The following is a 13,756-nucleotide window of genomic DNA, read 5'->3' as shown; positions in this document are numbered from 1 at the left end:
GCAACTCGCCATGCCTCAGCCGTAGACCGACTTCTCCGGCCTCCTGGCCAACACCGCAATCGGCGGCGCCCAGCGTTCGCCGCGCGACTTCTTGCTCGTGACGAGCGTGATCTCCGAGGGCTCGAAGACCTCGACGTTGTGGGTGATCGGCGTGGTCAGCAGGTACTGGGCGCGGGTGGAGCGCAGGAAATGGCCCACCAGCTGGATATTGCGCACGTCCAGGTGGGCAAAGGGTTCGTCGATGAAGACAAAGCCGCCGGGCGAGTCGTCGTCCTTCATCAGGCCCACCAAGAGGATCAGGCTCTTCAGGACCTGCTGACCGCCCGAGGCCTCGCCGTCGTTCAGCCCCACCTCGCCCTTGCCGTCGAAGTTGAACTTCACATGCAGGCCGGCTTGGGCCAGCACGGTGTCGTCGTTGTCCAGATGCGGCAGCTCGGCCTGGGCCAGCACGCCGGCCAGTTCACCCAGCTCCTGCACATTCTTCTTGTAGCGGCGCACGGTGGCGCGCAGCACGTCGATGTATCGCTCGCGGGCATTGAAGGCGGCAATGCGCGCCATCTCGTTGCTGGCGCGGCGGTCGTCCAGCTGGGTGCTTTGCTCCAGCACCGAGACGCTCATGCGCGCATGGCGCTCCTGCACCTGGGGGTCGGTTTCCCACACCCCGGTGTCGAGCTCGGCCTGCACATGGCGTGCGGCGATCTCGGCCTGCTTGGCGTTCTCGAACTCGTCGCGCAAGGCCTGCAGCTTGGCCGGCTGCACCCAGGAGGCCGGGAAGTTGGCGCGTGCTGCGCGCGAGGCCTTGGCGGCCAGGGTCAGGTCTTGCCGGCGGCTCTCGTGCTCGCGCTGCACGCGCAAGACGTTTTCCTCGCTGGCCTTGAGGCCGCCCTGCGCGGCCTCGTAGTCGCGTTCGCTGCGGGTGGATTGCGTCAGGGCACGGTCATGCTCCTGGTCCAGCGCACCCATGCGGCTGCTGGCCTCGATGCGCGCCTGGCGCAGTGCCGGCAGGCGCGCCCTGCCCTCGGCGAATTCGTCCGATCGCTCGGAGAGTTCCTTGGCGGCCTTGTGACCCTGGGCGGCACGTTGCGCGTCCTTCAGCTGGCGCTCGACCTCGGCCTGCTCCTTGGCGATGCGGGTGAGCTCGCCGTCGTAGCGCGCCAGCTCGGCCTCCAGGGCCTTGCGGCGCGACTCCATCGCCGAGACGCCGAACTGGTATTCGCGCGGCTCGACCCAGAGGCTGCGGCCGCCGCGGCCGTCACGGTAATAGGCGTCGGGGGTGATCCATTCGCCCCCTGCACGGGCACCGGCCTCGGTGTCCCCAATCGACTTTATGCAGCGGATGCCACCCAGCTGGCGCAGCAACCAGCCCGGCACCTTGGCGTTGATCTTGAGCGCGGCCAGCAGCGAATCCTTGGGCGCCACCGCGGGCGCCTGTTCGGCGTCGGCCACCACGTAATGGCGGTAGCGCTCCTTGGCGGCCAGGCCGAAGGCGCGGCCCTCGTCGCCGCTCTTCGCCAGCACCACCACCCAGCGCGAGGGGCGCAACAGGCCCTCGGCGGCGGCGCGCCAGGTTTCGTCGGCGATGTCGATGCAATCGGCCAGCACATGGTGGGCGATGCCGGCCTCGTCTAGCGCGCGGCGAAAGCGCGTCACCTCGGCCGGCGGCGGCGGCAGGCGCTGGCCCGTCATCGCCTCCATCGCGGCCTGGGCCTTGCGGCTCTGGTCATTGGCGCGCGTGAAGGCCTCGCGCAGGCCGTGCTGCTGGCCGCTCAGGCGCTCCAGGCGCTGCGTCAGTTCCTGGGCGTCGGACTCCACCGCGGCCAGGGTCTTGAGCTCCTCCTCGCGCTTGGCCAGCAACTCGGCGGGCCGCTCGGCCTCGCGCGCGGCGTCAAAGGCGGCGCGCGCAGCCTTGCGCTCGCTCTCCAGGTCCAGCAGCTTTTGCTTGGCGGCCTGCTGAGCCTCGAAGAGGCGGTGCAGCTCGGCGCGCTTGTCGGCCATATGGCGCAGGTCGTGCGCGGCGAAGAGGCGCTGGCGGTGCAGCTCGCGCAGCGACTGAGCGGTGCGTTGGCGTGATTCGGCCCATTGCAGCACCGGCAGCACCTCGCTGGCCAGGCGCTCGCGCTCCTTCAGGCGCAGCTGGTATTGCTGGTAGCTGTTGACGCGATTCGCCAGGTCCGAGAGCTGGGCCTGGGTGTGCGAGAGCTCGTGCGTGGCCTGCTCCACTTCCTTGAGCAGCTGCTGCTGGTGGCTGCGCGCCTGGTCGTAGCGGTCCAGCACCTCCTGGTCGCCGAAGACCTCGAACACCAGGCGCAGCAGCTCCTTGGGGCTGAGTTCGCAGAGGCGGTCGGTCTGGCCCTGCTCCAGCGCCAGCACGCGGCCGATGGCGCGCGTCAGGCCGGCGGCTTCCAGGCGGCGCTTCCAGGCCTCGATGCCCATCCAGTCCTTCTCGGCACGCTCGGCCAGGGCCTCGATCTCGTGCACGCCGTCCACCATCACATAACGGCGCTGCCAGTCGCCGCCATGGCGCTCGATGCGGCAGGCCAGGGTCACCTGGTCGGCGTACAGCAGCGAGCTGCCAAAGGGGCGGCTGGAGTTCTGGCGCCCGCGCGGGCGGTTGTCCACCAGGGCGCGCAGCCAGGCGGTCTCGGCGTTCGCATGCCGGGCATAGGTGCGGAAGGTGCGGCCGCCCGAGCATTCCAGGCCCAGGAGGGTGCGCATCGCATCCAGCAGCGTGGTCTTGCCCGAGCCGTTCGGGCCGGCGATGGTGATGATGGCGCCGTCCAGCGGCATGGAGACGCGCTGGCAGTAGTCCCAGTGCAGCAGTTCCAGGGATTGCAGATGAAACATCGGTTCAGAGCTCGCTGTCGGCGTCGTCGATCACGTCTTGTTGTTGGGCCTCGCGCAGGCGGGCCAGTGCGGGGGCCGCGGTGGGGTCGGTGCTGCGGGCCAGCACATCGGCCAGCGCGCCATCGAGGATGCGCGGCGCCAGGGTGTCGTAGTCCAGCAGCAGGTCCAAGAGCGGCCCTTCGGCAATGTCCTCGGCGCGGCGGATGATGAAGCCCTGGCGCTCCAAGAGCTTGAGGTTGGCGTCCAGGCGCATCTTCTTGCCCAGTTGGTTGCCGAAATCGGCCAAGAGGCTGCGGTAGCTGAGCGTGGGCGAGACGCTGGCGGCCAGCGGCAGGGGTTTGTCGGTGGCAAACATCTCGCCCTGGCCTTCTGCCTCCTTGGCATCGGCGCGCGCCACCTGGCGCTGCCGCTTGGGCAGGATGATGAGCGACCACAGCACCACCAAGAGCGCCACGCCATCGCGCGGCAGATCGAGGTTGTTGTTGGCCGCCAAACCGGTCTCGCCGAACACCGCCACCTCGGCCGGGCGCAGCATCGCCACGCTGATGTGGTCGGCGTAGAGGTTGTCGATCACGCGCAGGCCCACTGCGGCCAGGCGTGCGCCCAGGGCGCCCCACAGCTCGGTATCGATCAGGGCGCGCTTGACCAGGGGGTGGTTGCGCGGCAGCCAGCGGCGCGCCAGCAGCTGTGCCGCCAGTTGCGCGGCATCGTCAAAAGTCGTGGAGCTCATTGGCTAGCTAGCGTCAGGGGTTGGGTTTGTCTGGGCCTCGGTGCTGAACAGCACGCCGCGGCTCATCCAGGACACGTATTCGTCATCGATCTCGCCCTGCTCGGCCGACCAACGCACGCGCCAGGGCTGGCGCGCCATGTCGCCGGTGGCGCCCTGCAAGTGCTGCGCCTGCACATCGCCCAGGAGCGGCAAGAGCTGGGCGCGGTAGGAGGCACGCGCATAACTTCCGCCCAGCACGGCCGGGGCCAGGTCTTGATCGGGTCGACCCTCCTGGCTCCACTGCGTCAGCATCGCCTGCAACGCCGCCATCTCCGGCGGCAGGCTCAGCACCGCCAGCTCGCCCGCGGGTGCGGCCATGCCCTGCGGCAGCGCTTCCTGTTCCTTGGGCTTGGGGCGGTCGCGCTCGAACTCGGCCTCGCACATGTCCAGCAGCTCGTGCTGGCTCACCAGCACCGGGTGCACCGGGCGCGAAAGCGCGCCCAGGCTGAGGTTCTCCAGAAAGCCCACGCCCTGCAGCCAGCGCCGCACATCGGTGGTGGTGATGCCGGTGGAGCCCAGGGTGACGCGCTGGCGGTCCACCTGCTGCAACGCGCGGTTGAACTGGCTGGCCATGGCCAAGAGGCGCGCCTGCGCCAGGCCCAGCTCGCGCGCCAGGCGCTCCAGGCGCGCATTGCCCTCGGTCTGGGCCTGCTCGATGATGGCCTTGAGCGCATCGCCGGCACGGTCCACCAGCTTGAGCGCACGCTCGAAACGCTGGCGCGCGCGGCGCAGATGGAACTCGCTGCCGCTCGCGATCGCGTCGGCGAATTCGTCGTAGAGCCGCGCCAGCTGGGCCTGTAGATGGTGCAGCTGGGCCGGATCCAGCGTGCCCAGTTGGTGGGCGCCGGCCACATTGGCCAAGAGCGCCGCCAGGTCCGAATCCTGCTCGGCGGCGCGCGTCAGCGGCGCCAGCAGGCCGATCAGCTGCTGCGCCAGCGGCGTCACGCCGTACTGCTGGTTGGAGCCGTCCCAGGCCAGCAGCTCGGCCTCGCGCAGGCGCTTGAGCACCAGCTCCAGGGCCTCGTCGCGCAGCATATGGAAGTGGCGGTTCAGGGTGTCGCGGCTGACGCGCGACTCGGGCAGCGCCATCAGTTCCAGAAACACCCAGACCCGCAGCCGCACCAGGGCCGCCGGGCCATGGCACAGGGCACGCAGGGCATTCAGCTGCGCCTCGTTGCGCTCCAGCTGCCACCACAGCAAGGCCTCGCCCGGCGCACTGCCTTCTCGGAAATAGTCTTCAAAGCGCAGCTCTTGTTCTTCCTGTGCTGCGCCCACCACCATGCTTTCGCTCATGGCGCGATTATCCCAGGCCGGATGGGGTGATCCGGCTAGGATGCTCCCCAAATGCAAACAGCTGTGAATGACGATGATCTTGGCGCAGCCCTGCTGGCGGCCTGGCGCACACGCGATACCTTGCCGAGCGAGGGCTGGCCGGCCCTGGATGCGAGCCGCATCGGCGCCATCCAGGAGATGGTGGTGGCGGGTCTGGATGGCCAGCCACGGCCGGGCTTCTGGAAGTCCGGCGGGCCACGCCGCGAGGCGGCGGCGCTCGGCCACTCGCCCCTGCCGCGCGAGCATGTGCGACAGGCCCTGGGCGGTGAAACCATCGACATGCGCACATGCTGGCTGCCGGCCTGTGGCATCGAGGCGGAAATCGCCTTGCGTCTGGGTCGCGATGTCAGCCCGGCGCTGGCGGCCGACCTGGACCTGACTTCGGCGCGCGCGTTGGTCGACGGCATGGCGATTGCGGCGGAACTCACCGCTTCGCGCTGGTGCGAGGCCGGCGCCGCGCCCGAGGCCCTGCGCCAGGCCGATCTGGCCTCGCATGGCGCCCTCATCTTGGGACCATGGCTGACGTCCGCGCCACGCGACTGGGGCAGACAGGCTTGCTGGGTCGAGATCGAAGCGCAGCCACGACTGCAGCGCCGCGGCAGCCATGCCTTGGGAGACCCCTTCTGGCTGCTGCCCCATTGGCTGCGACACGCCACCCGGCATGGGCACAGCGTCGCCGCGGGCACCGTGGTCACCACCGGTTCCTGGACCGGCACCCTGCCCTTAGCGACCGGGCGCAAGGCCAGCCTTGGCTTCGAAGGGCTGGGAACGCTAACGGTACAGCGCTAACAGCCGCGCGCCCAAGGGCGTGAAGATCAGCACAAAGGCCAGCAGGTTCAGGCTCACGCTAAGCCAGAACAGGCGCTGGAAGCTCGGCTTGCGGTTCTTGTGGCGCAGCAGCTGCTGGGCCAGCAGGGCGCCGGGCCAGCCGCAGACCAGGGCCAGGCCGTGCAGCGTGCCCTCCGCCACGCGCCAGCCCCCCTTCAGCGCGGCGCGCTTGTCGCCCGCATAGACGATGAAGGTTGCCATGCTCATGGCCAGGTAGAAGCCCCACAAGGCCTGCGGCAGGCCCCAGGCCAGATGCACGCCCAGCACCAGCAGCGCAAAGCCGGGGATCAGCCAGAGGCTGCTACCCTGGCGCGCGGCGGGCAGCGCCGGCACGGGCCTGGGCGCGGGGCGCGGCTCCAGGCTCTGTACCTTGAGCGCACGCAGCTTGCCCTGCGCATCTTCGCCAGCCGCGTAGCTGAGGCGTTCGCCCAGAAAGGGGCGCTGGGCCCTCAGGCCAAAGGCCTTGATGTGCACAAAGAGCTTGGCGCCCCCGCCCTCGGGGGCGATGAAGCCATAGCCCTTGGCATCGTCCCACTGGACCAGGATGCCTTTGTGTCTACGCGTCGTCGTCATGATGGGGCGGGACTGTGCCATGAAAAAAGCCCGCCAAGGCGGGCTTTTGTCGCTCTCTCAAGCAAGACAGTGTTACCTGCCGAAGCCACCCTTGCGCGGGCCGGCCGGGCCGCGGCGGTCACCGCCGAAGCTGGGCTTGCCGCCGCCACCAAAGCTGGGCTTGGCGCCGAACGAGGGCTTGCCGCCGAAGGAAGGCTTGCCGGCATAGGCAGGCTTGTCACCACCGAAGCTGGGACGATCGCCACGCGGGGCGAAGCCACGGTCATCGCGGGGCGCGAAGCCGCGCTCTTCACGCGGTGCAAAGCCACGGTCTTCACGCGGCGCAAAACCACGGTCGGCACCACGGTCGTTGTTGCTGCGGTCGGCGAAGCGCGGGTCGAAGCGCGGTGCGCCGTCGCGGCCGACATCGCGACCGAAGGCCTTGGCGCCACCACCATCGCGGTTGCCGGCAAAGGCCGGACGGCCGCCATCGCGGTGGAAGGGCTTGCTGCCGAAGCCCTTGTTGAAGCCGCTCTTGTTGGCATAGCCAGCACGCGGGCCACGGTCTTCATAACCACCGGCACCGGCGGGCCGCGGCGGGAAGATGCGCGGTTCTTGAGTCTTGGGCTCGAGGCCTGCGATCTGCGCCACCGGGATGGTCTGGGTGGTGAACTGCTGGATGCGACGGATCATCGAGACGTCGTCACGCACGGCCAGGGTCACGGCCAGGCCTTCGCGGCCGGCACGGCCGGTACGGCCGATACGGTGCACATAGTCCTCGGCCTTCATGGGCAGGCCGTAGTTGATGACGTGGCTGATGGTCGGCACGTCGATACCGCGGGCCGCCACATCGGTGGCCACCAGCACGCGCAGCTCGCGGCGGCGCAGGGCCATCAGGGTGCGGTTGCGGCGGCCTTGCGGCATGCCGCCATGCAGCGGGGCCACGGCGTGGCCGATTTCCTGCAGACGCTCGGCCAGCCAGTCGGCGTCGCGCTGGGTGCTGGTGAAGACCACGGCCTGGTCCAGCGTGGGCTCGGCCAGGATGGCTTCCAGCAGCTGGTCCTTGTGGTTGTTGTTGTCGGCCCAGTGCAGGCGCTGGGTGATGTTCTCGTGCGTGTCGGTGTGCGAAGCCACCTCGATGCGCTGCGGATCATTCAGCAGGTCTTGCGCCAGACGGCCCACATGGCCGGCGAAGGTGGCGCTGTACATCACGGTCTGGCGCGTGGCCGGGGTGTGCGAGGCCACCACCTTGATGTCGTCGATAAAGCCCATGTCCAGCATGCGGTCGGCTTCGTCCAGCACCAGCATCTCGACGTTGTCGAGCACGCACTTGCCGGATTGCAGATGGTCCAGCAGGCGGCCGGGGGTGGCGATCAGGATGTCCAGCGGGCCCATCAGCTGACGGATCTGCAGGGGGTAAGGCATGCCGCCCAGAACGGTGGCCACACGCAGGCCTTGCACATGGCGGCCATAGGTCGACGCGGCCTTGGAGACCTGCATCGCCAGCTCACGGGTGGGGGCCAGCACCAGCACCTTGGGGCCGTAGATCTTGCCCTTTTCGCGGCGGGTATTGTTCTCGCCACGCGAGGCCAGGATCTTCTCCAGCGCGGGCAGGATGAAGGAGGCGGTCTTGCCCGAGCCGGTGCGCGAGGACACCATCAGGTCCTTGCCAGCCAGGCCGGCGGGAATGGCCAGCGCCTGCACGTCGGTGGCGGTCTCGTAGCCGGAATCCTTGACGGCGCGCAGCAGCGCTTCATGCAGACCCAAATTTTCAAAAGACATCGTTTTTCTTTCAACAAAGCCCTGCCCCGCCGGCCGCAAAGCCGGACAAAAGCAGCCCCTGCCGCGCTGCAAGTGAAGATGCATGCGTGGCAAGACAGTAAAAGTCGCTGGGAGACAAGCTCGCGTCGATCACCGAGGCGGGCATGCGCAAGCTTGAAAGAGCTTGGTGGCAGGCCGGAGGTGAGGCGCCGGGGGAACAGTCAAAGCGACGGCATCGCCGCCGACCGAACCCGAGGGTGTTCAGCGCGTCACGGCGAGTTGAAGGTAAGAATCAACTGCTGTGGCCTGAACGAGGTCAGAGGAGACGTACGAACCGCTGCATGAAGTTTCTCTTCTAGGCCTCTCTTCTCGAGACGGGAGCCTTGCAGCGAGAACGCGACTATAGCACGCTAGGGTTTTCCCCGGCAAGCCTTGTTGTCATGACTTTGTACCGGGATGGGCGGGCGCTGCCTATACTTGCGCTCGGTCGGCAGTACACCCAGGCCTTGCCGCGCGACCCGGTCGCGAGCTAAACCTGCCTTTGATCCTTCGTTTTGGTCACGCGGAACAACACGTGTGCCAAGGCTGCAAGTCGGCGAGCCCAGCCGCTGTTGTGACGACAGCAAGGACTCTTGAGTCCCGGCCCACGCATTGGAGTGAGAGACGTCCATGCCCCGTGATGCCATCCCCTGCGCCGTGCAGGATCTATCGGCCTTCGCCAAGACGCTGCGCAGCCAGCTGCAGGCCCATGCCGAAAACTCGGCCGAAGCACCCAGCCACCTGACGCTGATGAATATGCTGGCGCGCGCCGCCGGCCATCGCAATCTGCAGGCACTCAAGGCCAGCCTTGCCGCGGCGGCCGCCAGCAGCCATGGTCAGGCGACCCTGCCCGAGCGGCAACGCGCCCAGCCGGCTCATGGCCCGCGCCTGCCCGGCCTGAGCGAGACGGCCGACCGCGCGCTGCGCCAGTTCGACGCCCAGGGTCGGCTGGCGCGCTGGCCCACCAAGTACAGCGTGCAGCGCCACGCTATGTGGGGCTTGTGGATGCATTTCGATGCCAAGCGCCCCTACACCGAGCGCGAGGTCAACGAGATCCTGAAATCGCGCCACAGCTTTGGCGACCATTGCACCTTGCGGCGCGAGCTCGTCAATATGCGCCTGCTGGAACGCACCGCCGACGGCGCGCGCTACCACAAGGTGGCGGCGCGCCCCGACGCGGACGTGGCCGCCCTGCTCAAGGCCTTACGCTTGCGAGGCTAGCGCGAGCTGCAGCGCGGCCATGAAGCGCGGCAGCGCCGCGGCGTCGAGGAAGGGCTGCGCCGCGGGCTCGAAGTCCAGCTGCGCCGCGGGCAGCGCCGCCTGACCCTCATGCGCGGCCAGCAGGCCGGCGTCCAGGCTGCCAGGCACCAAAAGCTGCCAGCTCAGCAGGCCGCGGCTGCCACCGGCCACGCGGGCCACGCGCTGGGCGCGCTGCGCGGGATTCCAGGGCAGATCGGCATGCAGGAGCAGCGCCACGCCGGCAGCGCTCAGGTCCAGGCCCGTGCAGGCCGCATCCACCGCCAGCAAGACCTGACCCTGCTCGCCCTGCCACTGCGCCAGCTCGGCCGCGCGCTGCGCGGGCGTCTGCTCGCGGCGCAGGCTGGCCACCGCCAGGCCCAGCTCGGCCAGCCCCTGGGCCAGCAGCGCCGCGCTGGCGTCCTGCTGCACCGCGATCACCAGCTTGTGCGTCAGCGCCGGCATGATCTGCGGCAGCAGGGCCACGATGGTCTGCAGCTTGGCCGCGCAAGCCGGCGCTGCGACGGCCGCCTCGCGCAAACGCGCCACGGCGCGCAGCAGCCGCAGCTGCTCGGCATGGGCCAGATAGCCCAGCTGCTGCCAACGCTGCAGCAGCTGCCGACTCTGTTCCATGGCATCGGCATCGGGCCGCACGCCATCGGCCTGCTGCACCCACAGCGGCTGCTCCAGCGTCGGCGGCAGGGCCTGGCCCAGATCGCGCTTGCGCCGGCTCAGCATCACTGTTTGCAGGGCCTCGCGCTGCTGGCGCTTGGAGGCGTCCGCGCCCAGCGTGCGCAGCTGCGCCAGCGGGCCGCGGCGCTGCACATCCAGCCAGTCCACCAGCGCGTCCAGCTGGGGCTCGCCCAGCAATTCGCGATCGGCCAGCAGCCACAGCCAGGGCGCTTGCACGGCAGGCAGCGGGCCCAGCTCGGCCAGCTCCTGCACCGCATCGACGATCAGGCAATCCGCCGCTTCGTCGCCGCGCAGCTCGGCGGGTGCCAGCAGGCGCAGCCCGTCCGGCCAGGCGCCCAGCAGGCGCTGCGCCTCGGCCTGCCAGGCCGCGTGGCGCTCGGCCGGCGCCACCAGCAGGCCTTGCGTGAGACCGAACTGCAGCGCGGCCAGGCGCCAGGCCGCCAGCGCGCAGCCGCGCTGCGACAGGCCCAGGTCGTCGGCCAGCAGGGCACGGCCGGCACAGACGGCGAACAACGCAGCCTCCCACTGGAAACCATGCAGCGGCGCCTGCAGCAACGCGGCCAGGCCCTGACCCTCCGGATACGCGGCCTCCAGGCGCAGCACGCGTGCCTCGGCATCGCGGTCCGCGGCCAGCTGCAACCAGACCTCGTCGGCCACGCGCAGCTCATGGCCGGCATTGGCAGCGATCTGCAGCAGGCCTTGCAGCTGCTGCTCCAGCGGCTGCTCCGGTGCGCCCAGCGCAAGCCCTGCGGGCGCGTCGGTGCCGGCCTGCAGCAGCAGGCCACGCCGCAGGCCCTGGTCCAGCGTCAAGACGCTGTAGGCCGGTGGTGCCGGTGGCGTGGGCAGCGTAGGCGCCGCAGCCTCCACCACGGGCTTGGTCTTGCGCGCGGCGGGCTTCTTGCGCGCCGCGGGCTTCTTTTCAGTTACCAGCTCGGCCGGCGGCGCCTCGGCTTCGGCGGCCGGCTTTGCCTTGCCGCGTGTTGCCGCCTTGCGCGCCGGCTTGGCTGTGGGCTCGGCGGCCTCGATCACCGGGGCCGCTTTCTGCTTCAGCACTGGCTTCTTGGTCGCTGGTTTCTTGGTCGCCTTGCGAGCCGGCTCGGGCGCGCTGACCACCTCGCTGACGACCTCAGTAACGATCTCATTTGCGGCCGGCTTGGCCGCCGGCTTCTTGGCCGCGGGCTTCTTCTTCGCCGCGGCCTTGCGCGCCGGCTTGGCGGGGGCCTCGGCTTCGACAGCTGCCTCGGCAATGGGTTCTGCCGCCTTGCGGCGGCTCTTGGTGGACGTGGCCATGGATGATTTGGAAAAAATCAGGTCGGGATCAGCTCGGCGGGGCACCAGCCCCGCAGGCTGTTGAAAAAGGCCAGCGCCTGGGCGCGTGCCAGGTCGCTCTTGAGCAGACGTGCTTCGCGCACGCGCCCTTGGGCCAGCAGCTCCTCGCGCAGCACGCCCGGCAACAGGCCGGATGCGCGTGCGGGCGTGAGCCACTCGCCGTCAATCTGGAGTGCGATATTGCCGAAGCTGCACTCGGTGAGTTCCTCTTGGGTGTTCCACAGCAGCACGTCAAACGCGGCTGCCGGCTTGTCGCGCGCGCAAGCTTCATAAAGCTCGCGCCGCGTGGTCTTGTGTTGTACGAATTCTGCCGCAGCGCCGAGGCTGGCGATGGGCCCGGGCGCCAGCGCCAGCCGCAGCGGCAAGGGGCTGGGCGTGTAGGCCAGCGCCTCGGCATGCACGGCGCCCTGCGCGTCCAGCGTCAGCCGCACGCGCCAGACCCCCTCGCCATGCTGCGCCGCCAAGGCCTGCAAGGCCTCGCGCACGCGCGCCAGCGAGAGCCTGAGCCCGAAATGCTGGGCGGTGCGCTGCAGCCGCGCCAGATGGCCGGGCAGGCGCTGGTAGGCGCCCTGCTCCAGCCTGAGCGTTTCCAGCGCCGCGATGGGCGCCTCGGCACGCAGCAGAAAGCGCGTCTTGGCACGCCATTCGGCGATCTCGGCGGCGGGCTCGGAGTCCAGCGTGATGGCGCTGCCGATGCCGCATTGCAGGCGCTCGCTTTGCTGCCACTCGACCGTGCGTATCGGCACATTGAAGGTGGCCACGCCGCCCGGCTGCAGCAGGCCCAGCGCGCCGCAGTACCAGCCGCGCGCGCCGGGTTCCAGCTCGCGGATGATCTGCATCGCCCGCACCTTGGGCGCGCCGGTGACCGAACCACAGGGAAACAGCGCCGCGAACACCTCGGCGAGGCCGAGGCCGGGGCGGCTCACCGCCGTGACCGTAGAGGTCATCTGCCAGACCGTGGGCAGGGCATGCAGCTCGAACAGGCGCGGCACGCGCACCGAGCCCAGCGTGGCCACGCGGCCCAGGTCGTTGCGCAGCAGGTCCACGATCATCAGGTTCTCGGCGCGTTCCTTCTCGCTGGTGCGCAGATAGGCTTGCGCGGCCTCGTCCTCCACCACATCGTTGCCGCGCGGCGCCGTGCCCTTCATGGGCTGGGCGGCCAGCAACCAGGTGCGCGGCCCTTCGGGCAGCGGGCGCCAGTCGAAGAACAGCTCGGGCGAGACGCTGGCCACGCCGGCGCTGCGCAGGAACAGCGAGAAGCCACCCGGCTGCTGGGCATGCAGGGCCAGGAAGAGCCGGGCCGGATCGAGCTGCGCCGGCAGTGCCGCGTGCAGCCGCGTGGTCAGGTTGATCTGGTAGCAGTCGCCGGCGCGTATCCACTCGCGCACCCGTTCGATCTGCCGGGCCTCGTCGGCGTCGGCCTGCACGTCGGCCCAGCCCAGCGGCCCGGTGAAGCAGTCCGCCTCAGTGGGCCAGGGCTGCGGGGCCTGGTGGTAGACGGCGAACTCGGCCAGCGGCTGGTCCATGCCCGGGTGTGTGAGCAGGGCCGCATCGAGCGCGCCGGCGGCCTCGTAGCGCAGCCCACCCAGCACCCAGGCACCCGCGCGCGCGGCCTGCTCGGCCTGCGCGATCACGCCGGCCAGCTCGCCCGGGCTGTGCGCCAGCAAGCGCTGCGCCGGCGCCTCGTAGAAGGCACCGCGCAGGCGCTCGCCGTCTTCGCGGGCAAGCGGATGGCGCGGGAAGTCAAAGGCCGCCCAGAGCTCATCGGGGCGGCGCGTGTTGCTCATGGCCGGGTGTCAGAGACTCAGGAAATGCTCGCGGTAATAGACCAGCTCGTCGATGGATTCATGGATGTCGGCCAGCGCGGTATGCGCCTGGGCCTTCTTGAAACCTTCGATGATGCCGGGCTTCCAGCGCCGCGCCAGCTCCTTGAGCGTCGAGACGTCGAGATTGCGGTAGTGGAAGAAGTCTTCCAGCGTGGGCATGTAGTTGGCGAGGAAGCGGCGGTCCTGGCAGATGCTGTTGCCGCACATCGGCGACTTGCCCGCCGGCACATAGGCTTTCAGGAATTCGATGGTCTTGGCGGCCGCCTCTTCCTCGCTGACGGTGGAGGCCTTGACGCGGTCGATCAGGCCGCTCTTGCCATGCGTGCCCTTGTTCCAGGCGTCCATCTTGTCCAGGGTCTCGTCGCTCTGATGGATGGCGAACACCGGGCCTTCGACGCGCACCGTCAGCTGCGCGTCGGTCACCACCACGGCCACCTCGATGATGCGGTCGCGATCCGGATAGAGGCCGGTCATTTCCAGATCGATCCAGATCAGGTTCTGCTCATGCGTTGCCAGTGTGGCCACGGTGCTCGTGTTCTCGGTCATG

General features: G+C 69.4%; 10 protein-coding genes. 2 read left to right on the top strand and 8 right to left on the bottom strand.

Annotation, left to right across the window (positions count from 1 at the left end):
• Positions 1 to 15: 15 nt before the first annotated feature.
• The 3 genes from WG898_RS07260 to WG898_RS07250 are packed head-to-tail and all read right to left on the bottom strand — an operon-like array spanning position 16 to position 4,906.
• Positions 16 to 2,844 (bottom strand): ATP-binding protein, encoded by a 2,829-nt coding sequence (locus WG898_RS07260; RefSeq protein WP_339602086.1) that lies wholly within the window; start codon positions 2,842 to 2,844, stop codon positions 16 to 18.
• A 4-nt stretch (positions 2,845 to 2,848) separates the two neighbouring features.
• A complete protein-coding gene (locus WG898_RS07255; RefSeq protein ID WP_339602085.1) occupies positions 2,849 to 3,574 on the bottom strand; it encodes a hypothetical protein in 726 nt (241 codons plus the stop codon).
• Between the two features lie 3 nt (positions 3,575 to 3,577).
• Entirely contained in the window at positions 3,578 to 4,906 is a 1,329-nt protein-coding gene (locus WG898_RS07250; protein WP_339602084.1) for a hypothetical protein, read from the bottom strand.
• Positions 4,907 to 4,957: 51 nt separating this feature from the next.
• On the opposite strand from WG898_RS07250, the gene WG898_RS07245 reads away from it, so the two are divergent.
• Entirely contained in the window at positions 4,958 to 5,734 is a 777-nt protein-coding gene (locus tag WG898_RS07245) for a fumarylacetoacetate hydrolase family protein (protein WP_339602083.1), read from the top strand.
• Here the strand turns inward: WG898_RS07245 and WG898_RS07240 are convergent.
• Both WG898_RS07240 and WG898_RS07235 read right to left on the bottom strand, forming a co-directional pair.
• On the bottom strand, positions 5,717 to 6,346 hold the full coding sequence (locus tag WG898_RS07240) for a DUF1294 domain-containing protein (protein WP_339602082.1): 630 nt from the start codon (positions 6,344 to 6,346) through the stop codon (positions 5,717 to 5,719). The genes WG898_RS07245 and WG898_RS07240 overlap by 18 nt on opposite strands.
• A 72-nt stretch (positions 6,347 to 6,418) precedes the next feature.
• Positions 6,419 to 8,107, bottom strand: a complete 1,689-nt coding sequence (locus WG898_RS07235) for a DEAD/DEAH box helicase (protein WP_339602081.1) — start codon at positions 8,105 to 8,107, stop codon at positions 6,419 to 6,421.
• A 648-nt stretch (positions 8,108 to 8,755) separates the two neighbouring features.
• Between WG898_RS07235 and WG898_RS07230 the strand changes: the two genes are divergently transcribed.
• The gene (locus WG898_RS07230) at positions 8,756 to 9,346 is read left to right on the top strand and encodes a DUF2087 domain-containing protein (protein WP_339602080.1); all 591 of its coding nucleotides are present in this window, start codon (positions 8,756 to 8,758) and stop codon (positions 9,344 to 9,346) included.
• Here the strand turns inward: WG898_RS07230 and WG898_RS07225 are convergent.
• The 3 genes from WG898_RS07225 to orn are packed head-to-tail and all read right to left on the bottom strand — an operon-like array spanning position 9,329 to position 13,755.
• A complete protein-coding gene (locus WG898_RS07225) occupies positions 9,329 to 11,344 on the bottom strand; it encodes a helicase-related protein (RefSeq protein WP_339602079.1) in 2,016 nt (671 codons plus the stop codon). The genes WG898_RS07230 and WG898_RS07225 overlap by 18 nt on opposite strands.
• 17 nt (positions 11,345 to 11,361) lie before the next feature.
• Complete coding sequence (locus WG898_RS07220) at positions 11,362 to 13,170, bottom strand: chorismate-binding protein (RefSeq protein WP_339602078.1); 1,809 nt, start codon at positions 13,168 to 13,170, stop codon at positions 11,362 to 11,364.
• A gap of 9 nt (positions 13,171 to 13,179) precedes the next feature.
• Entirely contained in the window at positions 13,180 to 13,755 is a 576-nt protein-coding gene (gene orn / locus WG898_RS07215; protein ID WP_339602077.1) for an oligoribonuclease, read from the bottom strand.
• Between the last annotated feature and the right edge of the window lies 1 nt (position 13,756).

Source organism: Paucibacter soli (assembly GCF_037482845.1).
Lineage (GTDB): Bacteria > Pseudomonadota > Gammaproteobacteria > Burkholderiales > Burkholderiaceae_C > Paucibacter_B > Paucibacter_B soli.
This window is presented reverse-complemented; position numbering and strand designations above follow the sequence as displayed.